The organism is Enterobacter cloacae complex sp. SHL021 (assembly GCF_049237765.1).
In the GTDB taxonomy this organism is placed as follows: Bacteria; Pseudomonadota; Gammaproteobacteria; order Enterobacterales; family Enterobacteriaceae; genus Enterobacter; species Enterobacter cloacae.
Genome location: NZ_JBMKJG010000033.1, coordinates 21,159 through 38,009 on the forward strand (window position 1 = coordinate 21,159; position 16,851 = coordinate 38,009).

A 16,851-nucleotide genomic window follows, 5' to 3' on the forward strand; every position below is an offset into this window, starting at 1 on the left:
CCTTTATATCTTAATCCGCTAAATTTTGCGCAGATTAGCATCGCCGACTTTACTCAGGCTCTTGATGAAATCCTAAATTCGCTGTTTAAGCGCTGATTTTCCGCAGCGCCTGCGCCAGCTGTACGCGGGTAAACGGTTTGCGCAGTAGCGCTACATCCGGCAACTGCGGGTTGTGCGTCGGACGTAAATCCTGACCGCTGATCAACAACACCGGCAGTTGCGGGTAGTGGCTGCGCACGTGGTTAATCACCTCCGCCCCGCTCAGGCTGCCCGGCAGCATCAGATCACTGATAAACATGCCGATATCCGGCGAGGCCGCCAGCATGTTCAGTGCCTGCTCACCGCTTTCCGCTTCAAGGGTCAGGTAGCCAAGCTGATGCAGTTGCTCGCACAGGGTCTGACGAACATCGGCCTCATCTTCCAGGACCAGCACCAGCCGTTCGTTTTCAGCGGATGCGGTGGCAGAGTGCGTTTCATCTTCAGGGACGACGGGCAGCGTTGAGCGCGGCAGATGGAGCCGCACGGTGGTGCCTTGTCCCGGCGCGCTTTCAATTTCGACGCGGCCGCCGGACTGACGCACAAAACCGTACACCATCGACAGCCCTAACCCACTGCCACTGCCGGTCTGCTTGGTGGTGAAGAACGGCTCGAACACCCGGGATTTGACCTCCTGCGTCATACCGCTGCCGCGGTCGATCACCTCCAGCGCCACCATATCCTGCCTGCGCCCGTCACTGCGGGTGACGCGCTGATTCCACGTGCGGATCTTAATCACGCCCGTCTGCCCCTCCATCGCGTCGCGGGCGTTCATCACCAGGTTGATAATGGCGTTTTCGAGCTGGCCAACGTCAATCCACGCCGGCCAGGCCGGGGATTGAGCCTCTATCTCCAGGCTCAGGGTGGCGGGCAAGGAGTGGCGCATCAGCTCTCTGAGATTCTCCAGCAGCGGTTTCATCTCTACCGCATGCGGAGTCAGGGATTGCTTGCGGGAAAAAGCCAGCAGACGCTGGGTCAGCAACGCACCGCGCTCGGCGGCATTGAGCGCGCGGGCGATACGTGGGGCATCACTGGAGTCGGGATCGGTCAGCTCCAGGCTACCGATTATCACCGCCAGCAGGTTGTTGAAATCATGTGCCAGCCCGCCCGTCAGTTGACCAACGGCCTTCATCTTCTGGCTGTGCAGCAGCGCCTCCTCCAGTCCCTGACGCTCGATGCGGTCGATCTCCATCTGGGAGGTTTTCTCTTTCAGCAGACGGGTGGTGTGCTCCAGCGAGGCGGTATTGCGGGCAAAGACGTTAAACGCGCGAGCCAGCTCTCCCAGCTCATCACGCCGCTGCAGCGCGGGCACCGAAACGTCCTGCTCGCCGTGGGCAAGACGCGACATCGCCCGGGAGATCGCCGTCAGGTTGGAGCCCAGATTGCGGTAGATATACCAGCAGGCGCAACCGGTGATGATCAGCGCCAGTACGGCGAATATGCTGATAAACACGCTGATGGACCGCAGCTCCTGATGACTCTGGGCCGTACGCAGCCGGGAAGCCTCCGCCACCTGCTCAACGTACTGATTGATATCGCTGTTTAATATCGCCACCAGCGCCTTGATGTGGAACATATACCAGCTTATCGCCAGGTCGCTCTCTTCAAGCTGCTTTGACAGCGGGGCAAGCCTGCGTAGCTCGTCGTTGAAATCGGGCAGAACAAGATTCACCACGGGCTGCGTCGCGCGATGGGGCAACGTTGCGCTAACGGCGTCCAGCTGCTGTAGGGTGGCGCGCGGTGAGGGGGTATCGATGGCGGCGAGAATCAGCCTGTCCATTTCCGCAAGCTGCTGCGCATCCGGGATGTTGCTGCCAAACCGACGGTTAATATCCTGCAGATGGCGTAAATAGCTCTGGCTTTGATACAGCGAGCTAAGCAGCGCGTTACGCTGCAGATGGCGCCGCTGTCCGCGCTCCAGCATGCCCGTCACGCTTTGCTGTAACTCATTACTGCGACGAATAATGCGCGCCACCAGCCCCGGCTCCTGCTGCGCTAAGGGCGCATCTGCGAGCTGTTCCAGCGAGTGCCGCAGCGCCATTTGGGTCTGCTTCAGCCTCTCGGCCTCTCCTTTGTATTCCAGCGCCCCCACCACCTGCGAAAGCCGAACCGCCGCGGTTGCCACGCTGGCGGTATCACGGGCGAGGTTCATGCTGCCGGTCATGTCATCCAGCGTCTGCTGTTGTACCTGTTCCTGGATCTGGCTGGCATGCCGAAAACCCAGCACCGCCACACCACTGACCATCAGCGTCACCGCCACCACCAACAGATTAAAGATCAGCAGACGACCGCGGGCACTGGCGAAGAACGGCGAGCGTGATGGCATGGGATTGGGCTCCTCTGCAAATGGGTGCCCTCACCCTGGCCCTCTCCCACAGGCAGAGGGAAAAGAGAAATGTGACGGCGATTAGCTATTCATAACTATGACAAATATGAACGGCTTCTGACATTTTGCATTTACGCACCTGTGATGAAGTGCAGATATCAACCTTCACAGGAGATCCGCCATGAGCAGAACCCCGGTACTGGAGATGCGCAGCATTGCCAAAACGTTTGGCAACTTCCACGCGCTCAAGGGTGTGGATTTGACGGTCTTTCCCGGTGAGATCCACGCGCTGATGGGTGAAAACGGCGCGGGAAAAAGCACGCTGATGAAGATCCTCGCGGGCGCCTACACCGCGACCAGCGGCGAGATCCTGATTGACGGTCAGCCGTATCACATTAAAGGCCCGAAGGATGCGCTGGCCGCAGGCATTACCCTGATTTATCAAGAGATGCAACTCGCCCCCAACCTGACGGTTGCGGAAAACATCTTTCTTGGCAGCGAACTCTCGCGCGGCGGACTGGTGCAGCGTAAAGAGATGGCCGCCCAGGCTCAGGCGGTCATCGACCGTCTGGGTGCAAACTTCAACGCCACCGACCTGGTGATGAAGCTGACTATCGCTGAACAACAGCAGGTGGAAATCGCCCGCGCGCTGCACCGTAACAGCCGCATTCTGGTGATGGATGAACCCACTGCCGCCCTCTCCTCGCGTGAAACCCATCGTCTGTTTGAGCTGATCCTGCGCCTGCGGGATGAAGGGATGGCGATCATCTATATCAGCCACCGCATGGCGGAAGTGTACGAACTCTCTGACCGGGTCAGCGTCCTGCGTGACGGGCAATACGTCGGTAGCCTGACGCGCGACAAACTGAACGCATCTGAGCTGGTGAAAATGATGGTGGGTCGTCCCTTAAGCGATCTGTTCAACAAAGAGCGCGATATCCCGCTCGGCAACCCGCGTCTTAACGTGCATCACCTCACCGACGGTAAAAAAGTCCAACCCTGCAGCCTGCAGGTGCGCTCAGGGGAAATCGTCGGCCTGGCGGGGCTGGTCGGTGCCGGTCGCTCCGAGCTGGCACAGCTCATCTTTGGCGTACGTAAAGCCACCGGCGGAATGATTGAAGTGGACGGCGAGCCGGTGGTGATCCACTCCCCGCGCGCGGCCATTGAAAACGGGATCGGTTTTCTTACCGAGAACCGCAAGGAGCAGGGGCTGTTCCTGGAGCTGGCGGCGCAGGAGAACATCACCATGGCGACGCTGGAGCGCGACGCCACCTTCGGCATGCTTAACCGCAAAAAAGCGCAGTCCATTTCTGACGATGCCATCGCCCTGCTGAATATCCGCGTGCCTCACGCACAGGTCCGCGCGGGCGGTCTGTCAGGCGGTAATCAGCAGAAATTGCTGATCTCCCGCTGGGTGGCAATTGGCCCGCGTATTCTGATCCTCGACGAACCGACGCGCGGTGTCGACGTCGGCGCAAAAAGCGAAATCTACCGCATCATGAACCAGATGGCGCGCAAGGGCGTGGCGATTTTGATGATCTCCAGCGAACTGCCGGAAGTGGTGGGCATGAGCGACCGCGTCTATGTCATGCGTGAAGGCAGCATCGCCGGGGAGCTCCATGGACACGACATCTCTCAGGAAAACATCATGACGCTGGCAACCGGCGTGAACGACTCACATCATCAGGCGGTGCAACTATGACAACTCCAACCCATCCGCAGCAGGTGGCAAAATCTGCCTCCGCCAAAAAAATGCTGATGAGCGATCTGATGCAAACGGTCGGCATTTTGCCCATTCTCATCCTGATCGTGGCGGTTTTTGGCTTTATCGCTCCTAACTTCTTTACCGAAAGCAACCTGCTCAACATTACCCGACAGGCGTCGATCAACATCGTGCTGGCGGCAGGGATGACCTTCATCATCCTGACCGGGGGGATTGACCTCTCCGTCGGGTCGATTCTGGGTACCACGGCGGTCGCCGCGATGGTGGTGTCGTTAATACCGGAATTCGCCGGGCTCTCTATTCCCGCCGCGCTGATGCTCGGCCTGGTGCTGGGGCTGTTCAACGGCGCGCTGGTGGCCTTTGCCGGACTGCCACCGTTTATTGTCACCCTCGGCACCTACACGGCACTGCGGGGCGCAGCGTACCTGCTGGCCGATGGCACGACGGTGATTAACTCGAACATCAATTTTGAGTGGATAGGCAATAACTATCTTGGCCCCGTGCCGTGGCTGGTGGTGATTGCCCTGGCGGTGATTGTGGTGTGCTGGTTTATCCTGCGTCGCACCACGCTTGGCGTTCACATCTATGCGGTAGGCGGCAACATGCAGGCGGCACGCTTAACGGGCATCAAAGTCTGGCTGGTGTTGCTGTTTGTGTATGGCATGAGCGGCCTGCTCTCCGGGTTAGGCGGTGTGATGAGCGCGTCGCGCCTCTACAGCGCCAACGGAAACCTGGGCATGGGTTACGAGCTGGATGCGATTGCGGCGGTGATCCTCGGCGGCACCAGCTTCGTTGGCGGGATCGGCACGATCACCGGCACGCTGGTGGGGGCGCTGATTATCGCCACCCTCAACAACGGCATGACGCTGATGGGCGTCTCCTACTTCTGGCAACTGGTGATCAAAGGGGCGGTGATCATCATTGCGGTGCTGATCGACAAATACCGTACCCGACACCATCAAAGTGCATAACAACAATACCCTACGTGAGGAAGAGAGCATGAGATTGAAGCCCTTAGTGACCGCGCTCTGTGCTGGCACGCTGCTTGCCGCAACACCGTTTGCGCAGGCGAAAGATCTGAAGTCCATCGGCGTAACGGTGGGTGACCTGGCCAACCCGTTCTTCGTGCAGATCACCAAAGGTGCCGAGCTGGAGGCGCGCAAGCTGGCGGGGGATAACGTCAAAGTGACGCTGGTCTCCAGCGGGTACGATCTGGGTCAGCAGGTGGCGCAGATCGACAACTTTATTGCCGCCAAAGTGGACATGATCATCCTCAACGCCGCAGATTCCAAAGGGATCGGCCCGGCGGTGAAACGCGCGAAAGAGGCCGGGATCGTGGTGGTCGCGGTTGACGTGGCGGCAGAAGGAGCAGACGCGACGATCACCTCCGATAACACCCAGGCGGGCGAAATGGCCTGTAAGTACATCACCGACCGCCTGAACGGCAAAGGCAATGTAGTGATCATCAACGGACCGCCGGTCTCTGCCGTCCAGAACCGTGTGGAAGGTTGCCAGACCGAGTTCAAAAAACACCCGGATATCAAAGTGCTCTCCGATAACCAGAACGCCAAGGGCAGCCGTGAAGGGGGTCTGGAAGTCATGACCTCGCTGCTGGCGGCCAATCCGAAGATCGATGGCGTCTTCGCGATTAACGATCCGACCGCGATCGGTGCCGATCTGGCGGCGAAACAAGCGCAACGCAACGAGTTCTTTATCGTTGGTGTGGACGGTAGCCCGGACGGCGAAGAAGCCCTGAAGCGGGAAAACTCCCTGTTTGTGGCGACGCCAGCACAAGATCCGCAGGTCATGGCGGCAAAAGCGGTTGAGATCGGCTATGACATTCTACAGGGCAAACCGGCACCGAAAGAGCCTGTGCTGATCCCGGTGACGATGATCGATAAAAAGAACGTCGGCACGTATAAGGGGTGGACGGTTAAGTAACAATTGTGCGGCCCGATGCTCTCACCCTAACCCTCTCCCACAGGGAGAGGGGACTGGGCCGACAAAAAACACAAGGAGTCCCCATGAAACGCTCCGAAATCAACGAAATCCTCGGCCACACGCGGCAGTTTTTCTCCATGCACGACGTGCATCTCCCCCCTTTTGCCAGCTTCCCACCCACAAAATGGCAACAGCTCGATCAGGCCGCCTGGCAGGAAGTGTTTGATCTTAAGCTCGGTTGGGACGTAACGGCCTTTGGCGGCAGCAGCTTTGCCGCGCAGGGGCTCACGCTGTTTACCCTGCGCAACGGCTCACCAAACGGCACGCCGTATGAAAAATGCTACGCCGAAAAAATCATGCACGTCCGCGACGGTCAGCTCACGCCCATGCATTTTCACTGGCGCAAACGGGAGGACATCATCAACCGCGGCGGTGGAAATCTCATTATTGAGTTATGGAATGCCGGTGCACATGCAGAGACCGAAAACACGGACGTCACCGTCACGATAGACGGTTGCCAGCAGACCCACGCACCCGGCAGCCAGCTGCGCCTTACACCAGGGGAGAGCATCTGTCTGACGCCCGGCCTGTACCACAGTTTCTGGGGTGAACGCGGTTTTGGCGACGTGCTGGTGGGCGAAGTGTCATCGGTCAATGACGATGAACACGACAACCACTTTTTGCAGCCCGTTGCCCGCTATAACAACATCGAAGAAGACGAACCGGCGGTGCTGGTACTGTGCAACGAGTACAACCTGTTTCGGATATAAGGGGTAAATGATGCCATTGATTTCTCTTGCCGACGGTCTTGCGCACGCCAGGCAACATCGCTACGCGCTGGGCGCGTTCAACGTTCTCGACACCCACTTCCTGCGCGCCCTGTTTGCCGCGGCGAAGCTGGAGCGCTCGCCTTTTATCATCAACATCGCCGAAGTGCATTTTAAATATGTGTCACTGGAGCCGCTTGTCGAAGCGGTTAAGTACGAAGCCGCCCGCCACGCGATCCCCGTGGTACTCAACCTCGACCACGGCCTGCACTTTGACGCCGTGGTGCGCGCCCTGCGCTTAGGGTTCAGCTCCGTGATGTTCGATGGCTCGACACTGAGCTACGAGGAGAATATTCGTCAGACGCGTGAAGTGGTGAAGATGTGTCACGCGGTGGGCGTGTCGGTGGAGGCAGAGTTAGGTGCCGTCGGTGGCGATGAAGGCGGAGCGCTCTACGGCCATGCGGATGAAGCGTACTTTACCGACCCGCAGCTGGCACGGGAATTTGTCGATTCAACCGGCATTGACGCGCTGGCCGTCGCCATTGGCAACGCACACGGCAAATACAAGGGCGAGCCGAAGCTCGATTTCCCCCGTCTGGACGCCATTCGCCAGCAAACCGGGCTGCCACTGGTGCTGCACGGCGGCTCCGGGATCAGCGATGCTGATTTTCGTCGCGCCATTGAACTTGGTATTCATAAAATCAACTTCTATACCGGCATGTCCCAGGCCGCGCTTTCCGCCGTTGAGCAGCGTATGGCCAACCGCCAGCCGCTGTACGATGAGTTTGCCGAGCTGCTGCTGGGCATAGAAGAGGCGATTACCGATACGGTCGCCGAACAGATGCGCATCTTTGGCAGCGCGGGGCAGGCATAATGGAACGCAAAGGGGTCATCGCCGCGGGCAATATGCTGGTGGATCACGTTCACCAGATCGTGCAATGGCCGGAACGCGGCTGGCTGGCAGAAATTACCCACAGCGAGCGTTCCACCGGCGGCGCGCCGCTTAACGTCCTGCTGACGCTGGCGAAAATGCACGTCGGCCTGCCGCTGCAGGCGGTGGGGCTGATTGGCGAAGACAGCGACGGGGACTACATTCTGGCGATGCTCGACCAGTATCACGTCAATCGGCAGCGTGTACAGCGCACCACCTTTGCGCCAACCTCCATGTCGCAGGTGATGACCGACCCCAGCGGACAGCGCACCTTTTTCCACTCTCCCGGGGCCAACCGCCTGCTGGATCTCCCCGCGTTTGACCGTCTCGACGGCACAATGAAAATCTTCCACCTCGGCTACCTGCTGCTGCTCGACAGTCTGGATATGCCAGATGACGAATACGGCACCCGCAGCGCACGGCTGCTGGCGCAGATGCGCGAACAGGGGTATGAAACCTCGCTCGATCTGGTCTCCCGTAAGGGCGATCCGCGCTATCAGCCGCTGGTCCTCCCTGCCCTGCGTCATCTCGATTATCTGGTCATTAACGAACTGGAAGCCGGAGAATTTAGCGGCCTTGAGATGCGCGACGGCAACGACGCACCGCACGTTGCCCACATCGCTGAAGCCGCCGCGCAGCTGCTGGCGGCAGGCGTCCGGCAACGGGTGGTGATCCACTGCCCGGAAGGTGCCTGGGGAGAAGCCGCAAACGAAGAAGGACGCTGGATCCCCTCATGGAGGCTGACTCAGGAGGAGATTATTGGCAGCGTCGGCGCGGGCGACGCCTTTTGTGCCGGTTTCTTATATGGCTGTCATGAATCGCTGCCGCTGGCAGAGAGTATTTACCTGGCGCATGCCTGCGCCCGGGCAAGCCTGCTGGCCGCGAATGCCATTGATGGAGCAAAAACGCTGGAGGAATTGACGCGCTTTATTCAGGAGAGCAACGCCTAAATTAACAAAAATTGCGATTTTTGATTACAGTTCTATGAATTTTGCATAGCCGAACTACACTCTCTGCGTCTGGCACATTCGGCGTGGGCAACATATTGCCCACACGCTTTTCCGAAATGAGAGATACAGAGGACAAGGAAAAATGTTCGCAGCAATTATCATCGCTATATTTATTATCAGTGTTATTTATGCGCATTCGCGCGGCAAAGAAAAACAGACGCTTTCCCGTCAACTTTTCGACCACTCCACCTTTATGGCGCCCATCAATATGTTTATGACGGCGTTCTCTTCGCTGCCCGCCAGACAGCCCTTTTTTGAAACCGAGCGCTTTCCGGAATTAAATAAACTGACGGAAAACTGGGAGGTCATTCGCGAAGAGGCGCTGCGTTTGCAGGATCATATTAAGGCGGCACAAAATCATAACGATGCCGGTTTTAACACCTTCTTTAAACGCGGCTGGAAACGGTTTTACCTCAAATGGTATGCCGATGCGCATCCCTCGGCTCAGACCCTGTGCCCCGTTACGACACAACTGGTGAGTGAGATCCCGTCCGTGAAAGCGGCAATGTTTGCCGAACTCCCGGCGGGCGCGAAGCTCGGCAAGCATCGCGATCCCTACGCCGGCTCGGTTCGTTACCATTTAGGCCTGGTCACGCCAAATGACGATCGCTGCTTTATAGAGGTTGACCAGCAGCGCCACAGCTGGCGTGACGGTGAGGCTGTCATCTTTGATGAAACTTACGTGCACTGGGCGGAGAATAAAGCGGATCACACGCGGATTATTCTCTTCTGCGATATCGAACGTCCGATGAAATGGCGCTGGGCGCAGGCGGTTAACCACTGGGTCGGGACAACGCTGATGTCAGCGGCCAGCTCCCCCAATGACGATAACGACCGCACCGGGGGAATCAACCGTATCTTCAAATATGTGCACGCCGGGCGAGAACGCGGTCAGCGTCTGAAGAAGCGTAATCGGAAGCTCTATTACGCACTGAAGTACATGGTCATCACGGCGATTTTCGCCGCGCTTATTGTCGCTGCCATAACGTAAGCACTTACGCCGCCCTATCGGGATGACAGACATCGGCGGCAAAGACGTAGCCCAGCCCGCGGATCGTTTTGATTAATGCGGGCTGGTGCGGATTGGCTTCGATTTTCCGGCGCAGGCGCATGATCAACACGTCGATGGTGCGGTCAAACACATCGGCACTTTCGCTGTGGGTCAGCTCAAGCAGCTGCTCGCGGCTCAGTACCCGGCGGGCGTTCTGGGTAAGCGCCAGTAGCAGGCCGTATTCACCCTGGGTCAACGGTACGGGGTTACGCTGCGGATCGATCAGTTCGCAGCGGGTGGTATCCAGCGTCCAGCCATTAAAAGCAATGCCCGCCACTCGTGGCGCGGGCGTGTCGGCCGCCAGCGCTCCGGTACGCCTGAGCACGGCTTTAACCCGGGCGACCACCACACGCGGATTAAACGGTTTGCCAATATAATCGTCGGCACCCATCTCCAGCCCTACCACCACGTCAGACTCACTGCCCAGCCCGGTAAGCATCACTACCGGCAGATCCGGGCGTTGCTTTTGCAACTGCAGCAGGACCTGCAGGCCGTTGATATCCGGCAGCATCATGTCCAGCAGGACCAGGGCAATTCCCGGTTCCTGATGAACCCGGTTCAGTGCGTCCTGTCCGTTATGGCAGACGAGCACCGTAAAGACGTGCTCGCTGAGCACATCCTGCAGCAGCTCGCACACTGCCGTATCGTCATCAACCACCAGAATCGCCGGTTTCATCGCATGCTTCCGTCAGGGGATTATGTTAAGTCTGAACTATTCTGCCGCCGGCTCCAGCCAAATGGATTTTTACGTGACGGAATTACAACCCATGTCACATCCGCTGCCTTTTCGACACGTCAATTTTGACGATTGCCTGCTTTTCGTCAGGGTTTTGCCGGGAGAACGCCCGTAAAGTCGAGTGATACCCACACTAAAAACATGGCATAAAAGCTGCATTATGGCTGCGAAATGATTAACTGGAGCAGACTGATGAAAAAAGTCGTCACGGTTTGCCCTTATTGTGCCTCAGGTTGCAAGATCCACCTGGTGGTCGATAACGGCAAAATCGTCCGGGCGGAGGCCGCACAGGGGAAAACCAACCAGGGCACGCTGTGCCTGAAAGGGTACTACGGCTGGGATTTTATTAACGATACCCAAATCCTCACCCCGCGCCTGAAAACCCCCATGATCCGCCGTGAACGCGGTGGCAAGCTGGAAGCCGTCTCGTGGAACGAGGCGCTGGACTACGTCGCCACCCGCCTGAGCGCCATTAAGGCTAAATATGGCCCGGATGCGATCCAGACCACCGGGTCATCACGCGGGACGGGTAACGAAACTAACTATGTAATGCAAAAATTCGCGCGCGCCGTTATCGGAACCAATAACGTCGACTGCTGCGCTCGCGTCTGACACGGCCCATCGGTTGCAGGTCTGCACCAGTCGGTCGGAAACGGCGCAATGAGTAATGCAATTAACGAGATAGACAACACCGATCTCGTCTTTATCTTTGGCTATAACCCGGCGGATTCTCACCCGATTGTCGCGAACCACGTTATTCGCGCCAAACAGAACGGGGCGAAAATCATCGTCTGCGATCCGCGCAAAATCGAAACGGCACGTATTGCAGATATGCACATCGCGTTGAAAAACGGCTCGAACATCGCGCTGTTGAACGCCATGGGGCACGTCATTATTGAGGAGAACCTCTACGACCAGGCGTTTGTCGCCACCCGTACGGAAGGTTTTGAAGAGTATCGAAAAATTGTCGAAGGCTATACGCCAGAATCTGTCGAAGCAATCACCGGCGTCAGCGCGCAGGAGATCCGTCAGGCAGCAAGGATGTACGCCGGGGCGAAAACCGCCGCCATTCTGTGGGGCATGGGCGTGACCCAGTTCTATCAGGGCGTGGAAACCGTGCGTTCCCTGACCAGCCTCGCCATGCTGACCGGCAACCTTGGGAAGGCACACGTCGGCGTGAACCCGGTACGCGGTCAGAACAACGTGCAGGGTGCCTGTGATATGGGCGCGCTACCGGACACCTATCCGGGCTATCAGTACGTGAAGTTCCCGGAAAACCGCACGAAGTTTGCCAAAGCGTGGGGCGTGGAGAGTTTGCCGGAGCACACCGGGTATCGCATCAGCGAGCTGCCGCACCGGGCGGCACATGGTGAAGTGCGGGCGGCTTACATCATGGGCGAAGATCCTCTCCAGACCGATGCTGAGCTCTCTGCGGTGCGTAAAGGGTTTGAGGATCTGGAGCTGGTGATTGTTCAGGACATCTTTATGACCAAAACCGCGGCAGCGGCGGATGTGATTTTACCGTCAACGTCCTGGGGCGAGCATGAAGGGGTTTACACGGCGGCAGACCGTGGCTTCCAGCGCTTCTTTAAAGCGGTGGAGCCGAAGTGGGATCTGAAAACCGACTGGCAAATCATCAGCGAAATTGCCACCCGCATGGGTTATCCGATGCACTACAACAACACTCAGGAGATCTGGGACGAGTTGCGGCATCTGTGTCCGGACTTCTACGGTGCAACCTATGAAAAAATGGGTGAACTGGGGTATATCCAGTGGCCGTGCCGGGATGAGTCTGAGGCCGACCAGGGCACGTCGTATCTCTTTAAAGAGAAATTCGACACCCCAAATGGGCTGGCACAGTTCTTCACCTGCGACTGGGTTGCCCCCATTGATAAACTCACTGATGAGTATCCAATGGTGCTTTCCACCGTGCGTGAAGTGGGCCACTACTCCTGCCGTTCGATGACCGGCAACTGCGCGGCGCTGGCAGCGCTGGCGGATGAGCCAGGTTATGCACAGATCAACACCGCCGACGCTGAACGTCTTGGCATTGAAGACGAAGCGCTGGTATGGGTGAACTCGCGTAAAGGCAGGATCATTACCCGTGCGCAGGTCAGCGATCGTCCCAACAAAGGGGCGGTGTACATGACCTACCAGTGGTGGATTGGCGCCTGTAACGAACTGGTGACGGAGAACTTAAGCCCGATAACCAAAACGCCGGAGTATAAGTACTGCGCCGTACGCGTGGAGCCGATTGCGGATCAGCACGCTGCGGAACAGTATGTGATCGACGAATATAACAAGCTGAAAGCCCGCTTGCGCGAAAGTGCGATGGGATAATGATATTATTTAATTGATGAATAAAGGGAGTGAAATATTCACTCCCTTTTTATTTCCGCTTAACTCATTAAAAATATCAATTATTAATCTTGAAAGCTGCTCGCAGAAATAATGTAAATTGCACGAAAAAGAATTACATCTTTGCATTTTGATTCAGATGGATAAGATGTGCGGCGGGTGCTTAAGACTTTCTGTCTTGAGCATTGTTGAGGGACAGAAAGTGGAAAGCCCCGGGAAATATTCATTTACCCGAGGCTACCCCTCAACAACCTACAGGTTGAGAGTAGCCTCTTATTCTTTTTTTGACAAGGAGTAAAAGGCATGACGCCATTAAAAACTGCGTTAGGCATTGTATTTATTATCTGCCTGACGATAGTGATCTTTACCTTTATTACTCGCGGAAAGTTATGCGAACTGACAATAAAGAGTGAACATCAGGAGGTGGCGGCGAAATTAGCCTGCGTTGCAGGCTAACCTCTGCGGGCGGAACGACAGTTCCGCCCGGCTTGCAGGATGCTGAGGTCTTAACGCACCCGTTTTTTTATTCTATGGCCGCGATTATACTGCGCGGCGTGTACCCAGATGATAAGAATCCATGAAACCATTTTTACTGTTGTTATTAATTTTTACGTCGTTCGTCCATGCCGATGAGATTGGCAGCCAGTACAAAGCACAGGCGGAGGCGGGCGATGCACGCGCTCAGTATTATCTCGCCGACACCTGGTTCAGCTCCGGCGACAGCAAGCAGGCGGCGATGTGGGCAGAGAAAGCGGCAAAAGGGGTCGTTTGCGGGAGGGGGCGGAATCCTACGCTAAGGCTTTGGCCAGCGATATTCTCCGGTGAGATTGATGTGTTCCCATCCGAGCGGCGAAACATGGGCCAAGAGATCGGGCGATAGCAGCTTTCCATCGCGTTTCTGGTTTGCAACGACCTCGCCGAGCTTCATGGTGTTCCAGAAGATGATGATGGCGGCGAGCAGATTCATGCCGGCGATGCGGTAATGCTGGCCTTCGGCGGAACGGTCGCGGATTTCACCGCGGCGGTGGAAGCTGATTGCCCGCTTCAGCGCATGATGAGCTTCGCCTTTGTTGAGCCCGATCTGGGCACGCCGTTGGAGTTCGGCATCCAGAATCCAGTCGATCATGAACAGGGTGCGCTCGACGCGACCGACTTCCCGCAGGGCTGTCGCGAGCTCGTTCTGCCGCGGATAGGAGGCGAGTTTCCGCAGAATCTGGCTTGGCGCGACGGTCCCGGCAGCAATGGTGGCGGCGATGCGCAGGATGTCGGGCCAATTGCGCTCGATCATGGCTTGGTTGACCTTTCCGCCGATCAACGCTCGCAGGTGCGCCGGGGCGGCCGACGGATTGAACGCGTAGAGCCGTTTGGATGGCAGGTCGCGGATGCGCGGAGCGAACCGGTAGCCGAGAATGGCACATGCGGCAAAGACGTGATCGGTGAAGCCGCCCGTGTCGGTGAACTGCTCGCGGATATGGCGTCCAGCATCGTTCATCAGCAGGCCATCGAGGATGTAAGGCGCTTCGCTTGCCGTTGCAGGAATCACCTGGGTTGCGAACGGCGCATATTGGTCGGAGACGTGGCTATAGGCTTTCAGGCCCGGGGTATTGCCATATTTCGCGTTGACCAGGTTCATGGCCTCACCTTGCTCTGTAGCGACGAAGAACTGTCCGTCGCTCGAAGCCGACGTGCCCATGCCCCAGAACCGGGCCATGGGTAACGCTGCCTGTGCCTCGACCACCATGGCCAGCGCCCGGTCATAGGCTTCGCCCTCGACATGCCACCGTCCAATGCGGATCAATTCCCAGAAGGTGTGGGTGTTTGTCGCATCCGCCATTTTGCGCAAGCCGAGGTTGATCCCTTCCGCCAAGATAACGTTCATTAGCCCGATCCGGTCAGCGCAGGGTGCTCCTGTGCGCAGATGGGTGAACGCTTCGGTGAAGCCGGTCGCCGCATCCACCTCCAGCAGGAGATCGGTGATGCGCGTGGGCGGGATCTGCTTGTAGAGATCGAGCACCAGATCTTCGGCGCCTGTCGGCGCGGCGGCTTCGAGTTTCTCGATATGCAGAACGCCGTTTTCAATCGACCCGCCCGGGATCGTGCCTGCGCGAGCGGCACGGCCAAGCTCGCGCAACCGCATGTCGAGGCGAGCTTGCCGGTCTGCCAGCCATTCCTCCGGCCGCAATGGCACAGCGAGACGACCGCCTTCCGCGATGGATTGTGCCGGAACGAGTGCGTGTTTCAGATCGCCATAGCGCCGGGACCTAGTAAGCCAGACATCTCCGGAGCGGAACGCATCGCGCAGATGGAACAGCACCGCGATCTCCCATAGGCGAGCGTCGCCAGCCCTCTGGGCCCGAAGGTGGCGATGCCATTTCGAGCTGGGCCGCAAGAAGCTGGTCATCGCGGCATCGTTCAAACCGGTACGAAGGGCCGTCACCGCTTCCAGAAGCGGCAGTGCAACGGGCGCAGCTCGCAGATCGAGCAGGCGCAACATGCGTGGAGCGTATCGGCGGAAGCGGTGATAACCGTCGAGCACATGATTGAGCGGATCGTCGGCCATGGTGGCGGTCAGCCTGGTTGCCATTGCAACAAGGGTTTTTAAGCCGTCCCACCCTGACCCACTCGCGATGACATCGCCCAGCGGCTGGCCATCATCCTGTGCATCGACCAGGGCGCCCCCGATCTCGGCGAAGGATTTCAGGGTGTCACGCACCACCCCCGCTTCGTCTGCGACCTTTGCATGGCAAATACGCTCCGAAGCACGGTAGAGACGGCCGACGATCCGGTCGTGGGTTTCGACCACTGCGTCGGCCAACATCGCCTGCCATTCCGAGACGCAAACAGCCAAGATCGCAAGCCGCCTGTCCTCCGGGAGATCGCGCATGCCGTCGGCATAATACCGTTCACCCTGCCTGCGCAGACGAGTCACCCGATGGGCAGGAACGCCGGCAAGCAGATCCTCGGGGAGATCGATGCGTTGCAGATATTCGAGCCGGTCGAGCAGCCGGTTGGCCGACGAAGAGTTCGAGCCAGGCTCGAACTGGCGCAGCCACACAAAACGGGTCACCCGATCATCAGCCGTCTCCTCGAGCAATGCCAGCAACTGTTCTCGGATCGACATAGGCAGCCGACTGGCGATCCTCGTCTCGATGCGTCGCTCGGCATCGACGAGAGCCGCGGCACAAAGCCGCTCGATCGTGGATGTCGCGGGAAGGACAGTGCGGGTGCGTCGGCACTCGGCTACGAAGCGACGGGCGATATCCTCGTTCGACACCGCCATCTCGGCTTCTCGGAACAACCATTCCTTCAGCTCGCTCGCACCACGTCCGGAGAAGGTGCGGAAGCCGTAGAGCCCCCGTAACTCGGCAAGATGCTCGTGCCGTGTTTCCTCGCGGGCAGCATAGTCTACGAGATCGTCGGCACCCAGGCCAAGCTGCGCTCCGATAAATTCGATGACCTCTGCAGGGATCAGTTCGCCTGGAGCCAGCACCCGGCCGGGATAGCGCAGGACACACAATTGCAGGGCGAAGCCGAACCTGTTGTGAGCGCGCCGACGCAGCCTGATATGCCCAAGGTCTTCATCACTCAGCGTATAGTGCTTGAGCAAATCCGTCTGTGAAGTCGGCAAGCGCAACAGCGCGTCTTTCTGCCGATCGGTTAGAGTGACGCGACGCGGCATACATGTTCCTTTTTCAAAATCTGATAGCGTTCAAGACGCTTTGTTTATGAAGCTGGTTGAGATACATTTCCAGAGGTCAATGCAATCGTGGCCGAAGCGCCGCCTCAAACCAACGTTTGTGATACATGCTGATCGGATATGCCCGCGTCTCCAAAGCCGATGGCTCGCAGTCTCTCGACCTGCAGCACGACGCCTTGCGGGCACTGTTGCAAATAGTCGGTGGTGATAAACTTATCATCCCCTTTTGCTGATGGAGCTGCACATGAACCCATTCAAAGGCCGGCATTTTCAGC

Annotated in this window: 12 protein-coding genes and 2 pseudogenes; 11 read left to right on the forward strand and 3 right to left on the reverse strand. The window is 57.9% G+C overall.

Features of this window, described 5'->3' with window-relative positions:
* Window positions 1–85 precede the first annotated feature (85 nt).
* Entirely contained in the window at window positions 86–2,362 is a 2,277-nt protein-coding gene (locus tag ACOTZF_RS23520) for a hybrid sensor histidine kinase/response regulator (protein ID WP_062729278.1), read from the reverse strand.
* 181 nt (window positions 2,363–2,543) lie between these two features.
* On the opposite strand from ACOTZF_RS23520, the gene ACOTZF_RS23525 reads away from it, so the two are divergent.
* From ACOTZF_RS23525 to lpxO, 7 genes are all read left to right on the forward strand, one after another.
* Window positions 2,544–4,064, forward strand: a complete 1,521-nt coding sequence (locus ACOTZF_RS23525) for a sugar ABC transporter ATP-binding protein (RefSeq protein WP_038418478.1) — start codon at window positions 2,544–2,546, stop codon at window positions 4,062–4,064.
* The gene (locus tag ACOTZF_RS23530; protein WP_013095095.1) at window positions 4,061–5,056 is read left to right on the forward strand and encodes an ABC transporter permease subunit; all 996 of its coding nucleotides are present in this window, start codon (window positions 4,061–4,063) and stop codon (window positions 5,054–5,056) included. The genes ACOTZF_RS23525 and ACOTZF_RS23530 overlap by 4 nt, the downstream gene beginning before the upstream one ends.
* A 28-nt stretch (window positions 5,057–5,084) precedes the next feature.
* Window positions 5,085–6,026: an ABC transporter substrate-binding protein gene (locus ACOTZF_RS23535; protein ID WP_129318031.1), complete on the forward strand. Its 942-nt coding sequence runs from the start codon at window positions 5,085–5,087 to the stop codon at window positions 6,024–6,026.
* Between the two features lie 83 nt (window positions 6,027–6,109).
* On the forward strand, window positions 6,110–6,796 hold the full coding sequence (locus ACOTZF_RS23540; protein WP_013095092.1) for a D-lyxose/D-mannose family sugar isomerase: 687 nt from the start codon (window positions 6,110–6,112) through the stop codon (window positions 6,794–6,796).
* Between the two features lie 10 nt (window positions 6,797–6,806).
* Window positions 6,807–7,667 carry a ketose 1,6-bisphosphate aldolase gene (locus ACOTZF_RS23545; protein ID WP_095453729.1) on the forward strand — a complete coding sequence of 287 codons (861 nt, stop codon included), beginning with the start codon at window positions 6,807–6,809 and terminating at the stop codon, window positions 7,665–7,667.
* Window positions 7,667–8,674, forward strand: coding sequence for a carbohydrate kinase family protein (locus ACOTZF_RS23550; RefSeq protein WP_038980841.1), 1,008 nt, complete (start codon window positions 7,667–7,669; stop codon window positions 8,672–8,674). The genes ACOTZF_RS23545 and ACOTZF_RS23550 overlap by 1 nt, the downstream gene beginning before the upstream one ends.
* A gap of 142 nt (window positions 8,675–8,816) precedes the next feature.
* Window positions 8,817–9,725 carry a lipid A hydroxylase LpxO gene (gene lpxO, locus ACOTZF_RS23555; protein ID WP_038980839.1) on the forward strand — a complete coding sequence of 303 codons (909 nt, stop codon included), beginning with the start codon at window positions 8,817–8,819 and terminating at the stop codon, window positions 9,723–9,725.
* Between the two features lie 4 nt (window positions 9,726–9,729).
* Here lpxO and ACOTZF_RS23560 read toward each other — a convergent pair whose 3' ends face one another.
* Complete coding sequence (locus ACOTZF_RS23560) at window positions 9,730–10,461, reverse strand: response regulator (protein WP_013095088.1); 732 nt, start codon at window positions 10,459–10,461, stop codon at window positions 9,730–9,732.
* A gap of 252 nt (window positions 10,462–10,713) precedes the next feature.
* Here ACOTZF_RS23560 and fdhF point away from each other — a divergent pair, with 252 nt between their 5' ends.
* The 3 genes and pseudogenes from fdhF to ACOTZF_RS23575 form a co-directional block, all read left to right on the forward strand.
* Window positions 10,714–12,861 carry a formate dehydrogenase subunit alpha gene (gene fdhF, locus ACOTZF_RS23565; RefSeq protein WP_080314636.1) on the forward strand — a complete coding sequence of 716 codons (2,148 nt, stop codon included), beginning with the start codon at window positions 10,714–10,716 and terminating at the stop codon, window positions 12,859–12,861.
* Window positions 12,862–13,182: 321 nt separating this feature from the next.
* Window positions 13,183–13,335 (forward strand): Hok/Gef family protein, encoded by a 153-nt coding sequence (locus ACOTZF_RS23570; RefSeq protein WP_013095084.1) that lies wholly within the window; start codon window positions 13,183–13,185, stop codon window positions 13,333–13,335.
* A 121-nt stretch (window positions 13,336–13,456) separates the two neighbouring features.
* Window positions 13,457–13,636: pseudogene (locus ACOTZF_RS23575) on the forward strand (sel1 repeat family protein); the annotation flags it as partial.
* Window positions 13,637–13,672: 36 nt separating this feature from the next.
* Here the strand turns inward: ACOTZF_RS23575 and ACOTZF_RS23580 are convergent.
* On the reverse strand, window positions 13,673–16,558 hold the full coding sequence (locus ACOTZF_RS23580) for a Tn3 family transposase (RefSeq protein ID WP_001138082.1): 2,886 nt from the start codon (window positions 16,556–16,558) through the stop codon (window positions 13,673–13,675).
* A 125-nt stretch (window positions 16,559–16,683) separates the two neighbouring features.
* Here ACOTZF_RS23580 and ACOTZF_RS23585 point away from each other — a divergent pair.
* Window positions 16,684–16,761, forward strand: a pseudogene (locus ACOTZF_RS23585) (transposon DNA-invertase); the annotation flags it as partial.
* Between the last annotated feature and the right edge of the window lie 90 nt (window positions 16,762–16,851).

Excerpts from the sequence above, each read along its gene's own strand:
- ACOTZF_RS23540 (WP_013095092.1), top strand. The coding sequence starts at position 6,110 with ATGAAACGCTCCGAAATCAACGAAATCCTCGGCCACACGCGGCAGTTT.
- ACOTZF_RS23525 (WP_038418478.1), top strand. The coding sequence starts at position 2,544 with ATGAGCAGAACCCCGGTACTGGAGATGCGCAGCATTGCCAAAACGTTT.
- ACOTZF_RS23580 (WP_001138082.1), bottom strand. The coding sequence starts at position 16,558 with ATGCCGCGTCGCGTCACTCTAACCGATCGGCAGAAAGACGCGCTGTTG.
- ACOTZF_RS23530 (WP_013095095.1), top strand. The coding sequence starts at position 4,061 with ATGACAACTCCAACCCATCCGCAGCAGGTGGCAAAATCTGCCTCCGCC.
- ACOTZF_RS23560 (WP_013095088.1), bottom strand. The coding sequence starts at position 10,461 with ATGAAACCGGCGATTCTGGTGGTTGATGACGATACGGCAGTGTGCGAG.
- lpxO (WP_038980839.1), top strand. The coding sequence starts at position 8,817 with ATGTTCGCAGCAATTATCATCGCTATATTTATTATCAGTGTTATTTAT.
- ACOTZF_RS23520 (WP_062729278.1), bottom strand. The coding sequence starts at position 2,362 with ATGCCATCACGCTCGCCGTTCTTCGCCAGTGCCCGCGGTCGTCTGCTG.
- ACOTZF_RS23545 (WP_095453729.1), top strand. The coding sequence starts at position 6,807 with ATGCCATTGATTTCTCTTGCCGACGGTCTTGCGCACGCCAGGCAACAT.
- ACOTZF_RS23535 (WP_129318031.1), top strand. The coding sequence starts at position 5,085 with ATGAGATTGAAGCCCTTAGTGACCGCGCTCTGTGCTGGCACGCTGCTT.
- ACOTZF_RS23550 (WP_038980841.1), top strand. The coding sequence starts at position 7,667 with ATGGAACGCAAAGGGGTCATCGCCGCGGGCAATATGCTGGTGGATCAC.
- ACOTZF_RS23570 (WP_013095084.1), top strand. The coding sequence starts at position 13,183 with ATGACGCCATTAAAAACTGCGTTAGGCATTGTATTTATTATCTGCCTG.